This is a genomic window from Poseidonibacter parvus (genome assembly GCF_001956695.1).
GTDB classification, from domain to species: domain Bacteria; phylum Campylobacterota; class Campylobacteria; order Campylobacterales; family Arcobacteraceae; genus Poseidonibacter; species Poseidonibacter parvus.
In genome coordinates, this window is sequence record NZ_CP019070.1 from 641,454 (window position 1) to 659,559 (window position 18,106).

The 18,106-nt window shown below is 26.9% G+C and carries 12 protein-coding genes; 10 read left to right on the forward strand and 2 right to left on the reverse strand.

Annotated features, from left to right (window positions below; genetic code table 11):
• The 10 genes from LPB137_RS03135 to LPB137_RS03180 all read left to right on the forward strand — a co-directional run bounded on the left by LPB137_RS03135 (position 1) and on the right by LPB137_RS03180 (position 14,362).
• The gene (locus LPB137_RS03135; RefSeq protein ID WP_076084269.1) at positions 1-810 is read left to right on the forward strand and encodes a 50S ribosomal protein L11 methyltransferase; all 810 of its coding nucleotides are present in this window, start codon (positions 1-3) and stop codon (positions 808-810) included.
• Positions 811-822: 12 nt separating this feature from the next.
• Positions 823-2,853, forward strand: coding sequence for an ATP-dependent zinc metalloprotease FtsH (gene ftsH / locus LPB137_RS03140; protein WP_076084272.1), 2,031 nt, complete (start codon positions 823-825; stop codon positions 2,851-2,853).
• An 83-nt stretch (positions 2,854-2,936) separates the two neighbouring features.
• Complete coding sequence (locus tag LPB137_RS03145) at positions 2,937-3,818, forward strand: type 2 periplasmic-binding domain-containing protein (protein ID WP_076084275.1); 882 nt, start codon at positions 2,937-2,939, stop codon at positions 3,816-3,818.
• Positions 3,815-5,413, forward strand: a complete 1,599-nt coding sequence (locus tag LPB137_RS03150; protein WP_076084278.1) for a sensor histidine kinase — start codon at positions 3,815-3,817, stop codon at positions 5,411-5,413. Before LPB137_RS03145 ends, LPB137_RS03150 begins: the two co-directional genes overlap by 4 nt.
• 34 nt (positions 5,414-5,447) lie before the next feature.
• Complete coding sequence (locus LPB137_RS03155; protein ID WP_076084281.1) at positions 5,448-6,728, forward strand: GGDEF domain-containing response regulator; 1,281 nt, start codon at positions 5,448-5,450, stop codon at positions 6,726-6,728.
• Positions 6,729-6,968: 240 nt separating this feature from the next.
• Entirely contained in the window at positions 6,969-8,522 is a 1,554-nt protein-coding gene (locus LPB137_RS03160; RefSeq protein ID WP_076084284.1) for a 2-isopropylmalate synthase, read from the forward strand.
• Positions 8,523-8,654: 132 nt separating this feature from the next.
• Positions 8,655-10,679 carry a DUF1538 domain-containing protein gene (locus LPB137_RS03165; protein WP_076084287.1) on the forward strand — a complete coding sequence of 675 codons (2,025 nt, stop codon included), beginning with the start codon at positions 8,655-8,657 and terminating at the stop codon, positions 10,677-10,679.
• The gene (locus LPB137_RS03170; protein ID WP_076084290.1) at positions 10,642-10,971 is read left to right on the forward strand and encodes a thioredoxin family protein; all 330 of its coding nucleotides are present in this window, start codon (positions 10,642-10,644) and stop codon (positions 10,969-10,971) included. The genes LPB137_RS03165 and LPB137_RS03170 overlap by 38 nt, the downstream gene beginning before the upstream one ends.
• Before the next feature lie 9 nt (positions 10,972-10,980).
• The gene (locus LPB137_RS03175; RefSeq protein WP_076084293.1) at positions 10,981-11,400 is read left to right on the forward strand and encodes a heme-binding domain-containing protein; all 420 of its coding nucleotides are present in this window, start codon (positions 10,981-10,983) and stop codon (positions 11,398-11,400) included.
• A gap of 1 nt (position 11,401) precedes the next feature.
• Complete coding sequence (locus tag LPB137_RS03180; RefSeq protein WP_076084296.1) at positions 11,402-14,362, forward strand: MutS-related protein; 2,961 nt, start codon at positions 11,402-11,404, stop codon at positions 14,360-14,362.
• A 28-nt stretch (positions 14,363-14,390) separates the two neighbouring features.
• Here LPB137_RS03180 and LPB137_RS14605 read toward each other — a convergent pair whose 3' ends face one another.
• Together LPB137_RS14605 and LPB137_RS14700 are read right to left on the reverse strand one after the other, a co-directional pair.
• Entirely contained in the window at positions 14,391-17,711 is a 3,321-nt protein-coding gene (locus LPB137_RS14605; RefSeq protein WP_272936865.1) for a transporter substrate-binding domain-containing protein, read from the reverse strand.
• 20 nt (positions 17,712-17,731) lie between these two features.
• Complete coding sequence (locus tag LPB137_RS14700) at positions 17,732-18,088, reverse strand: transporter substrate-binding domain-containing protein (protein WP_076084302.1); 357 nt, start codon at positions 18,086-18,088, stop codon at positions 17,732-17,734.
• Between the last annotated feature and the right edge of the window lie 18 nt (positions 18,089-18,106).

Here is an 18,106-nt window from a genome sequence, read left to right on the forward strand (position 1 = left end):
TTGTCTGAATACTATTTTGAATTAACAATTAATCCAAATAAAAATTATGAACTTTTCTTAGACTTACTTACGTCTTTAACAAACAACGCTATTGAAGAACTTGATGGTACACTAATTGCAAGAAGTGAAGAAGATTTAAGTGATGTAAAAGAAGGTATTGTACAATTTGCAAATGCTTTAAATATTGAGTGTAAAATTACTCATGAAAAAAAAGAGAATATTGACTGGATCAAACAATATCAACAATCTGTAAAGTCAGTTGAAATTGGTAACTTTTATATTCGTCCTTCATGGGAAGAAAAAAAAGATGATAAAATTGATATTATAATTGATCCTGCACTTTCTTTTGGTTCAGGTCATCATGAAACTACTTCATCTTGTATTGAAGCTATTGATAAATATGTGAATGAAAATTCTAATGTTTTAGATGTAGGAACAGGAAGTGGTATTTTAGCAATTGCTGCTGCTAAGAAAAATTGTATAGTTGATATTTGTGATACTGATGATGTTTGTATAAAAGATACTGCAAGTAATTTTGAATTAAATGAAGTTAACTTTAAAAACTCATGGATTGGTTCAGCTAATAAAGCAGTAAAAAAATATGATGTTGTGATTGCAAATATTGTTGCAGATGTATTAGCCATGATTTCAAAAGATTTAAAAAATAGTTTAAATGATAATGGTATATTGATAATTTCAGGTATTTTAGATAAACACATTGATAGAGTGTTAAACAAATTTAAAGATTTAGAACAATTGGAACTTATTCATAAAAATGAATGGGTAACAGTTGTATTTAAAAATAATTAGGAGTTTTAATTTATGAACGATAGACAAGATAATAACAATAATGGTGGAAATAATAATAACTTTTTTAATAATAATCCATTATTAGTATTTGTAATTTTTTCGATAGTTACTATTTTTGCTTTTAAAGCATTATTCCCAGAAAATCAAATGGGTGGTAACTCAAACAATGGTGTAACACCATTTAATTCACAAGCTAAGAATCAAACAATCCCTTATTCAGACTTAAAGAAATTAATAAGTTCTGGAAAAATTGAATATGTTGGAATTGGAAATACTCAAATTAGAGCTGTTTCTAAAAATGGTACTGGTCAAGTTACAACTTATACAGCAAGAAGAGTTATTCCTGATGAAACATTAGTTCCTTCACTAGAAAAATACGGAATTAATTATGGTGGAATTAACGAAGAGAATGTATTAGCAGATATTTTATTTGGTTGGGTTTTACCTATTTTTATTTTCTTTGCTATTTGGATGTTTATTGCAAAAAGAATGTCAAAATCAATGGGTGGAGGAGGCGGTGGCCTTCTTGGAATTGGTTCATCTAAAAAGATGATTAATTCTGAAAAACCAAACGTTAAATTTGAAGATATGGCTGGAAATAAAGAAGCTAAAGAAGAAGTTCAAGAAGTAGTTGAATTTTTAAGAAACCCAGAAAGATATGTAAAACTAGGAGCACAAATTCCTAAAGGTGTATTACTTGTAGGACCTCCAGGAACTGGTAAAACATTATTAGCTAAAGCAGTTGCTGGTGAAGCAGATGTAGAGTTTTTAAGTGTTTCAGGTTCTGCATTTATTGAAATGTTTGTAGGAGTTGGAGCTTCAAGAGTTAGAGATTTATTTGAGCAAGCTAAAAAAGTTGCACCTGCTATTATTTTTATTGATGAAATTGATGCAATTGGTAAATCTAGAGCTAGCGGTGGTCCAATGGGTGGTAATGATGAAAGAGAACAAACTTTAAATCAATTACTAGCTGAAATGGATGGATTTGCTACTGAAGAAGCACCTGTTATTGTATTAGCAGCAACAAATAGACCAGAAGTTTTAGATCCAGCACTTTTAAGACCAGGAAGATTTGACAGACAAGTTTTAGTTGATAAACCTGATTTTGAAGGTAGAAAAGAAATCTTAAATGTACATATTAAAAATGTAGCCGTTGGAAAAGATGTTGATTTAGAAGAAGTAGCTCGAATGACAGCAGGTCTTGCTGGGGCTGATTTAGCTAATATTATTAATGAAGCAGCATTATTAGCAGGTCGAGCAAATAAAGAAGAAGTTACTTATGAAGATTTCAAAGAATCAGTAGAGCGACAAATTGCTGGTTTAGAGAAAAAATCAAGAAGAATATCTCCTAAAGAGAGAAAAATTGTAGCTTACCATGAATCAGGACATGCTGTAATTGCTGAAATTACAAAAGGGGCTAAGAAAGTTAATAAAGTTTCAATTGTTCCTAGAGGAATGGCAGCTTTAGGTTATACTTTAAATACACCAGAAGAGAATAAATATTTAATGCAAAAGCATGAATTAATTGCTGAAGTTGACACACTTTTAGGTGGACGAGCAGCTGAAGAAGTATTTATAGGTGAAATATCAACAGGTGCAGGTAATGACTTAGAGCGAGCTACTGATATTATCAAATCAATGGCTACTATTTATGGAATGAGTGATGTTGCTGGACTTATGGTTTTAGAAAAAAGACAAAATCAATTCTTAGGTGGACAAACACAAAAAGACTTCTCAGATGATATGGCTAAAAATTTAGATGAGCATGTTAAGACTATCTTAAATGAAAGATATGCCATTGTTCTTGATGCATTAAGAGATAATAATGATGCAATTGAGCAAATGACAGCTGAGTTATTAGATATTGAAGTAATTACTGGACAAAGAGTTCGAGATATTATAAAAGAAAACGGTGGAACTGTTTTTGAAGAAGAAGATTTACATAGTGATGCACTTGTAAAAGATGAAGAAGAAAAAGATACTAAATCATCAGAAAATAATAATGATGAAACTACTGAAGAAGAAAATCCAAAAAACGATTAATCAAAATATATAAAAGGTAAAAATAATTATTACCTTTTATATCTATTCTGCTATACTATTTAAAAATAATATTTAGGCTAATGATGAATAATTTACTTAAATTATTACTTATACTTATATTCTCTCTTACTTTATATGCAAAAGAAGATTTCGTAAATCGCTTTGGTTTTTTATCCGAAGGTACAATTTTATCTTCATTTAAAGACGCACGTGTTGCACTTAAAGTTTGGCTGGAAGATACAGCCCATGATAATGATACTAAAGTAGAAATAGAATTTCACAAAACTTCAAATTCTTTATATAAAGCTTTAAAGAATAGAGAACTGGATATGGTTGTCCTAGACCTACCTTTTTTTATTAAGAATCAAAAAGATATTTTTAAAACAAGTGATAACTTCTGGTCTTTGAATATAGTTGATGATAAATTTACACAATATTATTTAATAGCAAAAAAATCTTTAAACGCTAAAGGTTTTAAAGATATAAAAAATAAAACAGTATCTTTAAAAAAAGGTACTTTAGGAAGTTTTGTTTGGGCTGATAAAAACTCTTATATTATTAATAAATCTTCTTTGAAAAAAGTGACAAAAGAAATTCAAGAAAAGAAAAAAGAATCTTTCGCAGTTTTAAATGTTTTTTTTAATAAATCGGATTTTGCAGTCATTAGAAAAAAAACATGGGATATAATGACAGAACTAAATCCTTCTATTAGTAATAAATTAGAAGTTATCAAAAAATCTCAAAAGAATCATATTCCTTTCATAGGAATCTTTCATAAAAACACAAATAAAAAAGTTATTGATATATTTTTTAAATTAAGCAAAGAATTAAAAAATGTTGATGGTATTGAGAAAATGGTTGAGTTATTAAAAGTAAATTCCATATTTAAAATAGATAATGAATTTTTAAAAGTTTTAGATAAATATTATAGTGAATATTTTAGTTTAATAAAGAAGTACAAATGAGTATAAAGAACTTTAAAAATACTATCTTTTTAAAAGTGTTTTTATTAATTTTTATGGCAATCTTCTTAGTTTTAAGTATCTTTTCTTATGAAGTAACACGATTGCAAAAAGAATCAATTCTTGAGACAATTCAATCTCAAGCAAAAAGTATGGCAGATTCTATTATTTTTAGTAATTCAGAATTTATGATTATTGATGATGAAATAAAAATACTTGAATTTGTTTATGATTTTGTACAAGTGAATAAAGTAATAGAACAGCTTATAGTTTCTAGAAGAAATGGTAATGATTTACTTATTCAAGTAAATAAATGGGAACTTAAAGAAAATACTATTAAAGTTGATGATAAAGATCAAGTTAAAGAAGAAAAAGAACGATATAGCATAGGCTTTTCTAAGTCTTTAAATAAAAATGTATTCAAGTATTCTTATCCTGTATACTTGACAGCAATTCATTGGGGATGGCTACATTTTGAATTATCATTAGATGAGTATAATAAAAAACTAAATAGTATGTATAATCAATTTTTATTGTTAGCAATAATTATATTTTTTTCAACATTAATTGTTTCTTTTTTAATTGCAAAAATGGTATCTAGGCCTATTGTAAAATTAGAAGAAATTTCAGAAAAAATCTATAGTGGAGATTTATCAAAAAGAGTAAATGTAAAAAGTACAGATGAAATAGGAAAATTATCGATAACTTTTAATAAAATGATTGATAGATTAGAAAAGTCACAATTAGAATTAAGAAAGTCTCATTTTCAATTAGAATCAAGAGTACAAGAAAGAACAGATGAATTAGAAAATAAATCAAAACAACTTAAAGAACTAAATGATAATCTAGAATCAAGAGTACAAGATGAAATTTCAAAAAGACAAAAACAAGAACAATTACTTATTCAGCAATCTAAACTAGCAGCTATGGGAGAAATGATTGGTAATATTGCTCACCAATGGAGACAGCCATTAAATGCACTAGGTTTAGTTATCCAAAATATTCAATTATCTTATATGATGGATGAAATGAATGAAGAATTTCTTGATAAATCAGTAGAAAAAGCAAATTTATTAACAAAATCAATGTCTAAAACAATTGATGATTTTAGAAACTTTTTTAAACCGAATAAAGAGATTACAGAATTTAAACTTGATGTTGCAATTAATAACTCATTTGAATTAATAGGTTCGACTCTTAATCATAATAATATAGAATTAGAATATGATTTTAATGAAGAAATTGTTGTTATTGGTTTTCCAAATGAATTTTCACAAGTTATTTTGAATATATTAACAAATTCAAAAGATGCAATACTTGAAAATAAAATCAAAAATGGAAAAATCACATTAGAAATTAAAAAGTGTAGTGATTATGGTTATGTAACTATAAAAGATAATGCAGGTGGAATAGCATTAAATATTATTAATAAAATATTTGATCCTTACTTTACAACTAAAGAAGAAGGTAAGGGTACAGGAATAGGGTTATATATGTCTAAAATTATTATTGAAAAAAATATGAATGGACAATTAAGTGTGGATAATACAAATTTAGGTGCAATGTTTACAGTTAAGGTCCCTTTATGTATAATTTAAATAATAATTTTAATACCATTAAGGGAAAGTATAATTGAAAAGAATAAATAAAACATTATTAAGTAATATCACTATCCTTTATGTTGAAGATGAAAAAATGATTAGTGAAGAAGTCTCTTTCTATTTTAAAAAATATGTAAAAGATTTTTTTATTGCAAATAATGGAGAAGAGGGTTTAAAACTTTTTAAAGAAATACAGCCTGATATTTTAATAACTGATATTCAAATGCCAAAAATGAATGGGCTTGATATGATAAAAGAAATAGGTGTAACATCTGTACCTATTATAATTACTACAGCGTATTCTGATATTGAGTATTTTTTAAAAGCAATTGAGCTTAAAATCTGTAAGTTTGTAATAAAACCAATTAATTTAATAGAATTAATCTTAGATGTCCAATCTTGTGTTTCAAATAATTATCTTCAAGATAAATTATTTGAAAAAGAAAACCTCTTAAAAATAGTTGATGAAAATGTTCTTATTTCAATTACAGATAAAGAAGGTACTATTATTGATGTTAGTAGTGCATTTTGTGAATTTACTCAGTATAAGAAAGATGAACTAATTGGAGAAAATCACAGACTTTTAAGGCATGAGGAAACTCCTGATAGTTTTTATGAAAATATGTGGAACATTATTAGTGTAGGAAAAACATTTAATACTGAAATAAGAAATAAGAAAAAAGACGGAACAGTTTATTGGGCAAATTTAACAATAACACCTGTTTTTAAAAATGAAGAAATAATCAATTATACAGCTGTTAGAAGTGATATTACAAATAAAAAGAAATTAGAACAATTAATAATTGAAGATGATTTAACTAAACTTTATAATAGAAGGCATTTTAATAATATACTAAACCAAGAAATTAGAAGAGCAAAAAGAGAAAACTCTACAATTACATTAGTTAGTATTGATATTGATCACTTTAAGAAATATAATGATACTTATGGCCATCCAATGGGTGATAAAGTCTTATATACTATTGGAAAAGTATTAAAAGAAAATACTTTAAGATCTAGTGATTATGCTTTTAGAATTGGAGGAGAAGAGTTTTGTTTAATCTTCTCTAATTCAACAATTACTGATTCTTGTTTGCATGTTGAAGATATTATTAAAGAAATTGAAGATCTAAAAATTGAACATAAAAATAGTAAAAATAGTGACTTTGTAACTGTTTCTGCTGGAATAATTGTGCAAAATGCAAGTGATATAGTTAATGAAGAAACATTATATAAACATTCCGATATCGCTTTGTATCAAGCAAAAGTTAAAGGTAGAAATCAAGCAGTTCTTTCTGAATATTCTAAATAAGTCTTGACAAAATAGATTAAATTAATTATACTACTGCATATTTAAAATTTAAGGAGAGTTCTATGAAAATATTTAATTTTGCTAACAACCATTTCATCAAAAGTGTTAACTCTTCATTGCTACTTACAAAATCTCTCTAATTTCTACAATTAGATTTTCTCAAACAAATAAATTACATTACAGTTTTTCTTTTTTTATATAAAAAAAGATATAATAATATACATTTTAAAGGGTACAACAATGGACAAAAATAGGATTATAGTATTTGATACAACATTAAGAGATGGAGAACAATCACCTGGTTGTTCAATGAATACAGAAGAAAAAATTAAAATTGCATTACAGTTAGAAAAACTAGGTGTTGATGTTATTGAAGCAGGTTTTGCAGCAGCAAGTCCTGGAGATTTTGATGCAGTTTCAAGAATTGCTGAAAGAGTTTCTAATTCTTCTATTTGTTCACTAAGTCGAGCAATTGATAATGATATCAAACAATCAGGTTTAGCAGTACAAAAAGCAGCTAAACATAGAATTCATACATTTATTGCAACTTCACCAATTCATATGAAATATAAATTAAAAATGAGTGAAGAAGAAGTTATCAAAAGAGCAGTTCATGCAGTAGAATACGCAAGAACTTTTGTTGATGATGTTGAGTTTTCATTAGAAGATGCAGGTAGATCTGAAATTCCTTTTATGAAAGAAGTAATGGACGCAGTAATTGCTGCAGGTGCTTCTACTATTAACTTACCAGATACAGTAGGTTATAGATTACCTCATGAATTAGGTGCAATGGTTAAAGAATTATCTGATTTTGCAGGTGATCGTGCGATTATTTCTGTTCATAATCATAATGACTTAGGATTAGCAACTGCTAATACTTTAGATGCTGTAATGAACGGTGCTAGACAAATTGAAGTTACAATTAATGGATTAGGAGAAAGAGCTGGAAATTCTGCTTTAGAAGAAGCGGTAATGGCTATTAAAACAAGACGTGATGCTTTTGGTGATTTATACACGGGGATTAATACAGCTGAAATTTATCCTACATCGAGATTAGTTGCAACAATTACAGGTGTCGAACCACAACAAAATAAAGCAATTGTTGGAAAAAATGCATTTTCACATGAAAGTGGAATTCATCAAGATGGTGTTTTAAAACATCAAGAAACTTATGAAATCATGAAACCTGAAGATGTTGGAGTATTTAAAGATTCTACATTAATTTTAGGAAAACACTCAGGTCGTGCTGCATTTAGAGATAAAATTGAGCACTTAGGTTTTGATAAAGTTACAGATGAAGAGTTAAATGCTGCTTTTGAAAGATTTAAAATTTTAGCTGATAAGAAAAAAGATGTAAGTGATGATGATATCAGAATGTTAATTACTGATGAAGCATTAAATCAAGATAAAACTTATGAGTTAGTTGGTTTACAAATTTCTGATTGCTCAAACGGTGTTCCAACAGCGGCTGTTTCTATTAAATTCCAAGACCAAATTATGCAAGATGCTGCAATTGGTGATGGAACAATGGATGCAATTTTTAAAACTATTGATAGATTAACAGGATACAACGGTGAACTTAAAGATTATAAAGTTACATCTGTATCTGAAGGTAAAGATGCTTTAGCAAAAGTTACAACTAGAGTTGCTTTTGATGAAAGTTCACCTGCATTTGTTGGTCATGGTTTAAGTATTGATACAATGCTTGCAACTGCAAAAGCATATTTAAGTGCATTAAATTCTTATCTTTCTCAAAAAGAAAGATTATCTAAACAAACTTCTCACCAAGTTTAATAATATAAAGTAGAGTTTCTCTACTTTATAAATAACTTGATATAAATCAATTTCTTATCAAAAAAAGGCTATAATATCTATATTAGCTAGATTAAATAATAATCTAGAATAACATGGAGGACATATAGTTATATGATGCAGTTTAACTTCTTTTTAAAACTTTTAAGAGAATCTTTTAGGGATTTAATTCCAATTATTGTTGTGATTTTATTTTTCCAGTTAGCAATTATTCAAGCTGTACCAGAAGGTTGGGTAAATACTGCAATTGGTTTAGGTATTGTAGGTGTGGGACTTGCAATATTTTTACAAGGTCTTGAAATTGGTGTTTTCCCTGTTGGTGAAGGATTAGCAAGGGATTTTGCAAAATCTGGATGGACAACTTGGATTTTAATATTTGGTTTTTTAATTGGTTTTGGTACCACTATAGCAGAGCCTGCACTTGCTGTAATTGCAGATAAGGCAGCTTCAATTTCAAGTGGAAGAATTGATGCAAGTGTCCTTAGATTTGTAGTTGCTGGTTCTGTTGGTTTTGCAATTTTATTAGGTGTATTTAGGATTATTAAAGGTCATCCTATCCATTACTATATCATTGCTGGATATATTTTAGTAGTTACAGTTACATTTTTTGCACCTCCTGAAATTATTGGATTATCTTATGATTTAGGTGGAGTTACAACTTCAACTGTAACAGTACCTTTAGTAGCAGCTCTAGGTATTGGTTTAGCCTCAAATATTAAAGGAAGAAATCCTGTAATTGATGGTTTTGGTCTTATTGCTTTTGCTTCATTAACACCAATGATATTTGTTCAAATTTACGGAATTGCAGTATATAATCTAGTAGATGCACAAGATGTTGCAAATGTTGTGGTTAAAGCTGCTATTTCTTCACCTACAGATATTACATTTGAATCTATTCTTTATGGAATAGCATCAGTAATTAAAGATGTAATTCCTATTTTAGCAATTATCCTTTTCTTTCAATATGGTGTATTAAAAAAACCTATTCAAAATCTTAAAACAGTATTTTTAGGTTTTGCACTTGTAATTATCGGATTATATGCCTTTATTTTAGGTCTTGAAATGGGTCTATTCTCACTTGGTGAGACAATGGCTTATCAATTAACAAAAAGAGATTCTGTATTTGTAATTTATGCTTTTGCATTTGCTATTGGTTTTTCTACAACTATGGCAGAACCAGCTCTTATGGCTATTGCAAAAAAAGCAAAAGACATTTCAGATGGTAAAATCAATGATTTTGCACTAAGATTATTCGTAGCACTTGGTGTTGCTATTGGTATTGCTTTAGGAGCATTTAGAATTGTTGATGGTGGTCATATTCACTACTATATTATTGTTGGATACTTAATTGTTATTCTTCTTACTTTTATAGCTCCTAAATATATTATTCCAATTGCTTATGATTCAGGAGGAGTTACAACTTCAACAGTAACAGTTCCTCTTGTAGCTGCTCTTGGTATTGGACTAGCAACTAATATTGAAGGAAGAAGCCCTTTAATTGATGGTTTTGGTCTTATTGCTTTTGCTTCATTATTTCCAATGATTACTGTTATGGTATATGGAATTTTAACTGAAAAATTTGGTGTTAAATCAGATACTCAAATTGAGCAAGAAGATTTACTTCATGATAATTTAGCTGATGCTGAAAATATGGACTTAGCAACTGTTAATATTGATGGTTCAACTACAAGACACTCTTTATCTTTAGAGTTTTCAGCTGTTGTTGTAATAGTTCCTGTTGATAAAAAACTTGATGCAATTCAAGCTGCACATAAAGCAGGAGCATCTGGTGTTACGGTTTTAAGAGCAGATGGAATTGGACTTGAAGAAATGGCAAACTTCTATCGAACATCTTTTGAAGCAAATGATACTTTACTATTGTTCTTACTTCCAAAATATTTAGTAAATGAAGTTGTAAAACAAATTATTCATTCATTGCATATTACAACAAGTGGAAAAGGTATTGCTTTTGCCTTTCCATTAACACATATGAAAGGTATTTCTTTATCAAAAGAAGATATATTTAAAGAACAAGCTTATCAAGTAAACCTAAATAAAGATGAACCAATCTCTTGTTTAGATGAAGAACATGAGGATAATAATGAAACAAGTACAAAACCTTCAACAATTACAAAATAGTATTAATACAGGTGCTCCTGTATTAGTATATTTTTCAGGAGAAAACTGTTCTGTTTGTAAGGTTTTAAAACCAAAAATAGAAGAAGAGATAAAAAAGAATTTCCCATTATTTGAAACTTATGAAGTTAAAACAGATATACATAAAGAAATTACAAGTCATTTTACGGTATTTTCTATACCTACAATGTTGGTATTTTTTGATAAAAAAGAGTTTTTTAGAAAAGGTCGTAATATGTCAGTTTCTATGTTTATTGAAGAATTAAAAAGACCATATGATTTAATGACAAAATAGAGTATATAAATGAAAAGAACACTTCTTATTTTTTTAATTGTATTTATAGTAATGCAGTTTATTCAAACAGAACAATCAAATGAAGCTATTGTTAAAGATAATGAAATAAAAGCTCCTTTAGAGGTTTTTACTATCTTAAAACAGTCTTGTTATGATTGTCATTCAGATAATGTAAAATGGCCTTGGTACTCAAAAATTGCACCTGCGTCTTGGATTATAAGTTCACATGTAAATAGTGGAAGAGATGCATTAAATTTCTCACAATGGGAAACATATACAAAAGAAGAAAAAGAAAAAGAACTAAAAGATATATATAGAACGGTTTACGCAGTAATGCCATTACCAAGTTATATTTGGCTTCATCCTGAAGCAGATTTAACAAAAGAACAAAGAAGTTTAATTAGAAAATGGACTGGGGTTAGAAAGTAAAGTGAGAGAAGAAGTAGCTGAAATATTAAGTGATAGGAAAACACTTTTAACAATCACATATTTTAAATTACAAAGATTGTTTGAAAAGAAATATGGTAAAAATACTGTAGTTCTTATGGAAATAGGAACATTCTTTGAAGTTTATGAAGTAAATAATGATGAAGAGCAAATTGGTAAAGCAAAAGAGATTGCAGAACTATTAAATATACAACTTACAAGAAAAAATAAAACTATTTTAGAAAACTCTCCAACAAACCCTATAATGGCAGGTGTTCCAGCAATTTCACTTGAAAAACACCTTGCAAGAATAATTTCAGAACAAAAATACACAGTAGTTCTAATAAAACAAAAAGGAATTCCACCTAATGTTACTAGATATTTAGACACAGTAGTAAGTCCTGGAACAAATTTTGATTTTGTATTAGATCAAGATGAAAACAATATCACTTCAATTTTAATTGACCAAATTAGAGGAATATATTTACTTGGATATTCTGCAATTGATGTAACAACTGGAAAGTGTTATTACAATGAAGTTCATGGAACTAGTGAAGATAAATTTTTTGCCTTAGATGAGGTATTTAATTATATGAATATGCATAAAACCAATGAAGTTGTAATTACTTTTGCAGATAAAAATATAAATCAAAAAGAGGTAATCGATTATCTTGAATTATCTTTAAAAACTTTTCATATTGCATCTTTTAGACCTAAGATTTCTTATCAAAATGAGTTGTTTAAGAATGTATTCAATATACAATCACTTCTAACTGCAATTGAGCATTTAGATATGGAAAGAGTTCCTTTAAGTACAGAATCACTTTGTGTTTTAATTGATTTTGTAATAGGGCATGATTCTAATATTATTCAAAAACTCTCACTTCCTTCTAAACTTGATATTAGTAAGTATATTTATTTAGGAAATAATGCAATTGAGCAATTAAATATAATTGAAACATCACATAATCCTAGTTTGATAAAACTAATAAACAACACTTCAACAGCAATGGGAAAAAGACTTTTAAAAGAAAGACTAACTCATCCTGTAAAAGATTCAAAAGAGCTTTTGAGAAGATTTGCTCTATCAAAAGAGTTGTTTGATTATCACGCTCCTATTGAAAATGAATTAGCAAATATTTATGATATTGAGAGATTAACAAGAAGAATTAAATTAAATCGTTTACATCCTTTTGAGTTAAACTATTTATATGATTCACTTCTTAGTATAAAAGAAGTTGTTTCTTTTATGGAAAACTATAAGTTTATTAAACCACCTTGTACAAGTGCACAATTAGAACAATTTATTCAATCAATTGATTCTACATTTGATTTATCAATTTGTGGAAAGTATATGCTAAAAGATGTTGAAGGCAATATGGTAAATGGTGGAATTAATACACAAATTGATGAGCTAAATACACAAAATGATATTTTATATTCAAAACTAGAACTTTTAAAAAAACATATATTAGGCTTTTTAAATAGCAGTGAAGACTCAAATTTTGTAGGAATAAATAGATTAGATAAAGAAGGATTCTTCTTAACTTTAACAAAAAATAGATTTAATTTAATCAAAGAAGATTTATTAAATTCTCATATTATTATTGATGATGATTTACTTTTATTTAAAGACTTTAGTATAAAAATTCAAACAAACTCTGTAAAAATATTTTGTAAGTTAACAGAAGAAGTTTCTGATAAATATGTACATAATTTAAGAAAAATTATTGAATTAAATAAGCTTGTATTTAAAGAAAAGATTACAGAATTTGAAAAAAAGTTTGCAATACTTCTAGAAGAGTTAGTGCAGTTTATAGCAGAAGTTGATTTAACTGTATCAAATATTAAAACAGCAAAAAAATATAATTATGTTTGTCCAAAAATCGTAAAAACAAAAGATAATGAAAATTTTATTGAAGCAATTGATTTAAGACATCCAATAATTGAAGCAAATGAAGAACAAGGTATTTATGTACCAAATGATATTATTTTAGGTGAACTTAGTCTTGCATCAAAAGAGTATAAAAACAATGTAATCATTAAAAACTCAAACCCTGTTAATATGAATAACAATAAAATGCATGGTGTTTTATTATATGGAATTAATTCATCAGGAAAATCTTCACTTATGAAAGCAATAGGAATAGCTGTAATTCTTGCACAAGCTGGTTTTTATGTTCCTGCAAAATCTATGAGGTTTTCAATTTTTGATGCTGTTTATACTAGAATTTCTGGAGCTGATAATATTGCAAAAGGATTATCTTCTTTTGCAGTTGAAATGCTTGAGTTAAAAAACATTTTCAATCGTGCTACAAAAAAATCACTTATCTTAGGTGATGAAATATCTCACAGTACTGAAACCATGAGTGGTTTATCAATAGTTGCAAGCTCAATTTTAAAGCTTTCAAAACTTGAGTCAATTTTTGTTTTTGCAACACATTTACATCAATTACCTGAAATTGAAGATATTGAAAAACTAAAAAATATAATTGCGCTTCATTTATCTGTTATGTACAATAACGATGAAGATAAGCTAATCTTTGATAGAAAGCTAGCTTATGGAAGTGGTTCTTCTATGTATGGTTTAGAGTATGCTAAATCTTTACATATGGATAAAGAGTTTTTATCTGTAGCAAATGATATTAGAAAAAAACTAACAGATGATTATGATTCAATTGAAAGATTAAGCATGCGTAAAACTTCTAAATACAATAAGAACGTATATGCAAGCTCATGTGTAATTTGTGGAAAAGCTTGTGATGATGTTCATCATATAAAAGAGCAAGCAAGAGCAAATAAAGAAGGTTTTATTGAACACATCAATGCAAATCATAAATATAATCTTATTCCTTTATGTAAAGAGCATCACAAGCAAGTACATGATGGAACAATTAATGTAAATGGCTTTGTAGCAACTTCAAATGGTTTAGAACTTCATTATACTGATGCTGGTAAATCATAAGTATATGAAGTTTTAAATAGTTTAATAGTTATTCTTTTATTTCTACTTTAAAGTATTTATCTAAAACCTCATTCATTTCATTATAGACAATTGGTTTTGCAATATGCATATTCATTCCAGCTTTTAATGACTTATCAATATCCTTAGGCATAACACCTGCACTTAAAGCAATAATAGGAATATCTTTATTGTTCTTTCGTATTATTTCTGTTGCTTCATAGCCATCCATAATTGGCATTTGTATATCCATAAAAATAATGTCATATTCATTTTCCATTACTTTATCTACTGCTTGTTTCCCATTTATTGCATAATCAGTATTAAAACCAATTTTCTTTAATGTTTCAGATATCACAATTTGATTAATCTCATCATCTTCTACAAATAGTGCTTTTTTACTTTTTATTAAAGAATAATAAGTACTAGTAGGTATTTCTTTTACCTCATTTTTGATACCAGTACTCTTTAATGAAAGCTCTACAAAGAATGTACTTCCTTGACCTATAGTTGATTGAGTAGATACTTTACCTTCCATAAGTTTAACTAATTGGTAGACAATTGAAAGCCCTAATCCTGTTCCTTTATGCTCTCTTGTATTTGATTGATCAGATTGATTAAAAGAATTAAATAAAGATTTTTGAACTTCTTTATTCATTCCAATTCCTGTATCAACAATAGTGAATTTTAAAATACTATCACCATTCTTTTTAATTTTTTTTCTAATTTTTAGTTTTATATAACCTTTATTTGTAAATTTAGTAGCATTACTTATTATATTCATTAAAATTTGTGAAATTCTAAACTCATCTCCAATTACATTTTCTTGTATTTCCTCATCTATATCAATGATATACTTTAATCCTTTTTCTTTTATATTTATCTCAGTTATTGATTTAATATGAGCAATCATTGACCTAAGTGAAAATTCTTCTTCAAATAGTTTTATATTTCCCGTTGATAGGGCTGAGTAATCTAATATATCATTAACAATATTAGTTAATATCTCTGATGATTTTTGAATGATTTTTAGTTGTTCTTTATGCTTTTGTTTAATATCCTCACTGTCATCTAACATAAGTCTGGTAACACCTACTATTCCATTTAAAGGTGTTCTAATTTCGTGAGACATATTTGCTAAAAACTGAGCTTTTATTTTAGACAGCTCAAGAATTTTTTCATGCTGACTAATTAATTCAACTTGTCTAATACGTAAATCTTCTTCTGTAATTAAAAGCTCTTCATTTGAATTTTGAAGTTCTTGATTTGTAGTTTGTAATTGTTCATTAGATATTGATAATTTTAAGTTAAGGTTTTTTAAATCTTTTGTTTGCTCATTTACTTTCTCTTCTAAATTTTCATTAAATTTTAGTAGTTTAATATTTATCTTTTTTAATTCTTTTCTACTTTTAAAGTCTTTATAAAAATAATAAAAAGCTAAAACTAAAAGTACAATTGAAATCATAATATAAAAGATATTATTCTTCTTTACTTCTTTTATTTCAATTTCCATCCATTTATTTTGGATATCTTTATGCTCTTTTTCAGTAATCTTAGAGAGTGCTTTTTCTAAAATATTATGAAGGATAATTTTATCTTTTCTACTTGCGATACTTAAATTCATTTCGATATCTGTATATCCTGCTATTTGAATATGTTTTGTATTAAAGTGACTTGAATTATATGAAAGTGTAGGTAAAATAGCTAAAGCAGCATAGGCCTCTTCCTTTGATACTTTTCTTAAAGAATCAAGGAAATTCTCTGTCTCAATGATTTTAGTATTTGGATATTGTTCTAAGATTTGCGTAATTGTTGCTGAACCTTCTTTTCTTGCGATTGATTTATTAACTATATCTTCTAATCCTTTTGTAAAAGGTTTATCATCTTTTGTAATAATTGCGTATTTATAGTTAAGATAAGGCTTTGTAAAAAGAGCATATTTAGATCTTTCTTCATTTTTAACTAATATTGGTATGATATCACACTTTTTATCTTTCAAAAACTCTTGTGTTTGCTTCCATGTAGTCGTATGAATGTATTCAAACTGAATATTATTATCAAGTTTTTGTTTAATAAGATTCATAGTATCAATAGAAATACCTTCAGGTTGTTTAGAAGTTTTATTATAAAAACCAATTGGTTCCCAAATTGGATTTGAACACATTTTTATAATTCTATTATTTTTAAGCCAGTTTTGTTCTTCTTGTGATAAAAATGATTTAATAGGAGTTTCAATGAACCATTTATCTTTAAGATTATTTATTTGTGCAACTGATAATGATTGAATAGTTTTATCAAATATAGATTTTAGTATTTCATTAGATTTATTAAATATCATATGAATTGGTTTTCTATAAAAATGTTCATTGTTTAAAAGTTCATTTGAAAGTTCATCGTATAATTGGTTATCTTTTCTTAGGTAATTTAGTATAGAATAATTTGAAATGGCAAAATCACTAGTTTCATTAATAACCGATTGAATTAAATCAAAATTATTATTCAAAAGCTTTATTTTTACTTTTGGATAATATCTCTTTAATAGCTTTACAAGGTGATATCCTTTTATTACACTTATAGTTTTACCATTAATATCTTTAAATGTATAATTTTTACTTTTTTTTGATAATAATCCTGTATTTGCATCAAGAAGTGATTCTTTTGAAAATAAAAACTCTTTTTCTCTTTGAGGAGTTTTCAAATGATGACTTACAAAATCTAGCTTATTATCTTGAAGCATTGAGCTTGCTTCTTTTTTATTTTTTATTACAATATAGTCTATTTTCTTATCAAGTTTTTCACTTATTATCTTCATTAAATCAATAACAAAGCCTCTTTTTTCACCATCTTTTATAAATGAGTATGGGAAATATTGGTCTTCTAATTGTGTTCTAAGAAAAGGTTTAGAATCAAGGTATTCTAATTCTTGATTTGTTAAATTTAGGTTTGATAACTTGACATCATTCCCTAAATATTTCTCAAATATTTTTACTTTTTCATCTGCTGTTATAGAAGATATTGCTTTATCCATAATTGATTGTAATATAATATTATTTTGTTTAATCGCAGTAGTGGTCATAAAATTTAATTCACTTATAGTATATACAGCTTTTATATTAGTAAACCCGTATTTTATACGAACATATTTATCTCTATTAAAAGATATGATAGCATCTAAAGAACCTTCATTTAATTTATAAAAAGAATCAAGTGTATTTTTCATTGGAATAAAATCAATATCATTTTTATATTTATCTAAGGCTTTGTATAAAAATATTATATTTCCATCGAATCCGACTTTTTTTCCTTTTAAATCCTTTAAAGAATTTATTTTATCTGTGTTGTCAGTTCTCATATATATATTTAAAGAACCATTTATAAAGGCACTACTATGCAAAAAACCTTTTTTTTGGCAATATCATAATTCATAATAGGTATTAAATCTATTTTCCCAAGTTCTAAGTTTTCTAATGTTGTTTTCCAATCCTGTATATCATAGTCAAAATTTAAATTATATTTTTCGTTTAAAAGTTTATATATATCAGGTATAACTCCCTTAAGATTCCCCGTAGGTGATTTAATTATATAAGGTTCAAATACATCAGTAAAACCTACTTTAATAATTGGATTGTTTTTTAAATATTCTATTTCTTTTGAATTAAAATTTATTTCTTTATTATTATTTGCAAATGCTGAAAATAAAAAAATGAATAATATTAATAAATACTTCATTCTAACTCCTTATTTTAA

Excerpts from the sequence above, each read along its gene's own strand:
- ftsH (WP_076084272.1), top strand. The coding sequence starts at position 823 with ATGAACGATAGACAAGATAATAACAATAATGGTGGAAATAATAATAAC.
- LPB137_RS03145 (WP_076084275.1), top strand. The coding sequence starts at position 2,937 with ATGAATAATTTACTTAAATTATTACTTATACTTATATTCTCTCTTACT.
- LPB137_RS03150 (WP_076084278.1), top strand. The coding sequence starts at position 3,815 with ATGAGTATAAAGAACTTTAAAAATACTATCTTTTTAAAAGTGTTTTTA.
- LPB137_RS03160 (WP_076084284.1), top strand. The coding sequence starts at position 6,969 with ATGGACAAAAATAGGATTATAGTATTTGATACAACATTAAGAGATGGA.
- LPB137_RS03165 (WP_076084287.1), top strand. The coding sequence starts at position 8,655 with ATGATGCAGTTTAACTTCTTTTTAAAACTTTTAAGAGAATCTTTTAGG.
- LPB137_RS03170 (WP_076084290.1), top strand. The coding sequence starts at position 10,642 with ATGAAACAAGTACAAAACCTTCAACAATTACAAAATAGTATTAATACA.
- LPB137_RS03175 (WP_076084293.1), top strand. The coding sequence starts at position 10,981 with ATGAAAAGAACACTTCTTATTTTTTTAATTGTATTTATAGTAATGCAG.
- LPB137_RS14605 (WP_272936865.1), bottom strand. The coding sequence starts at position 17,711 with ATGAGAACTGACAACACAGATAAAATAAATTCTTTAAAGGATTTAAAA.
- LPB137_RS14700 (WP_076084302.1), bottom strand. The coding sequence starts at position 18,088 with ATGAAGTATTTATTAATATTATTCATTTTTTTATTTTCAGCATTTGCA.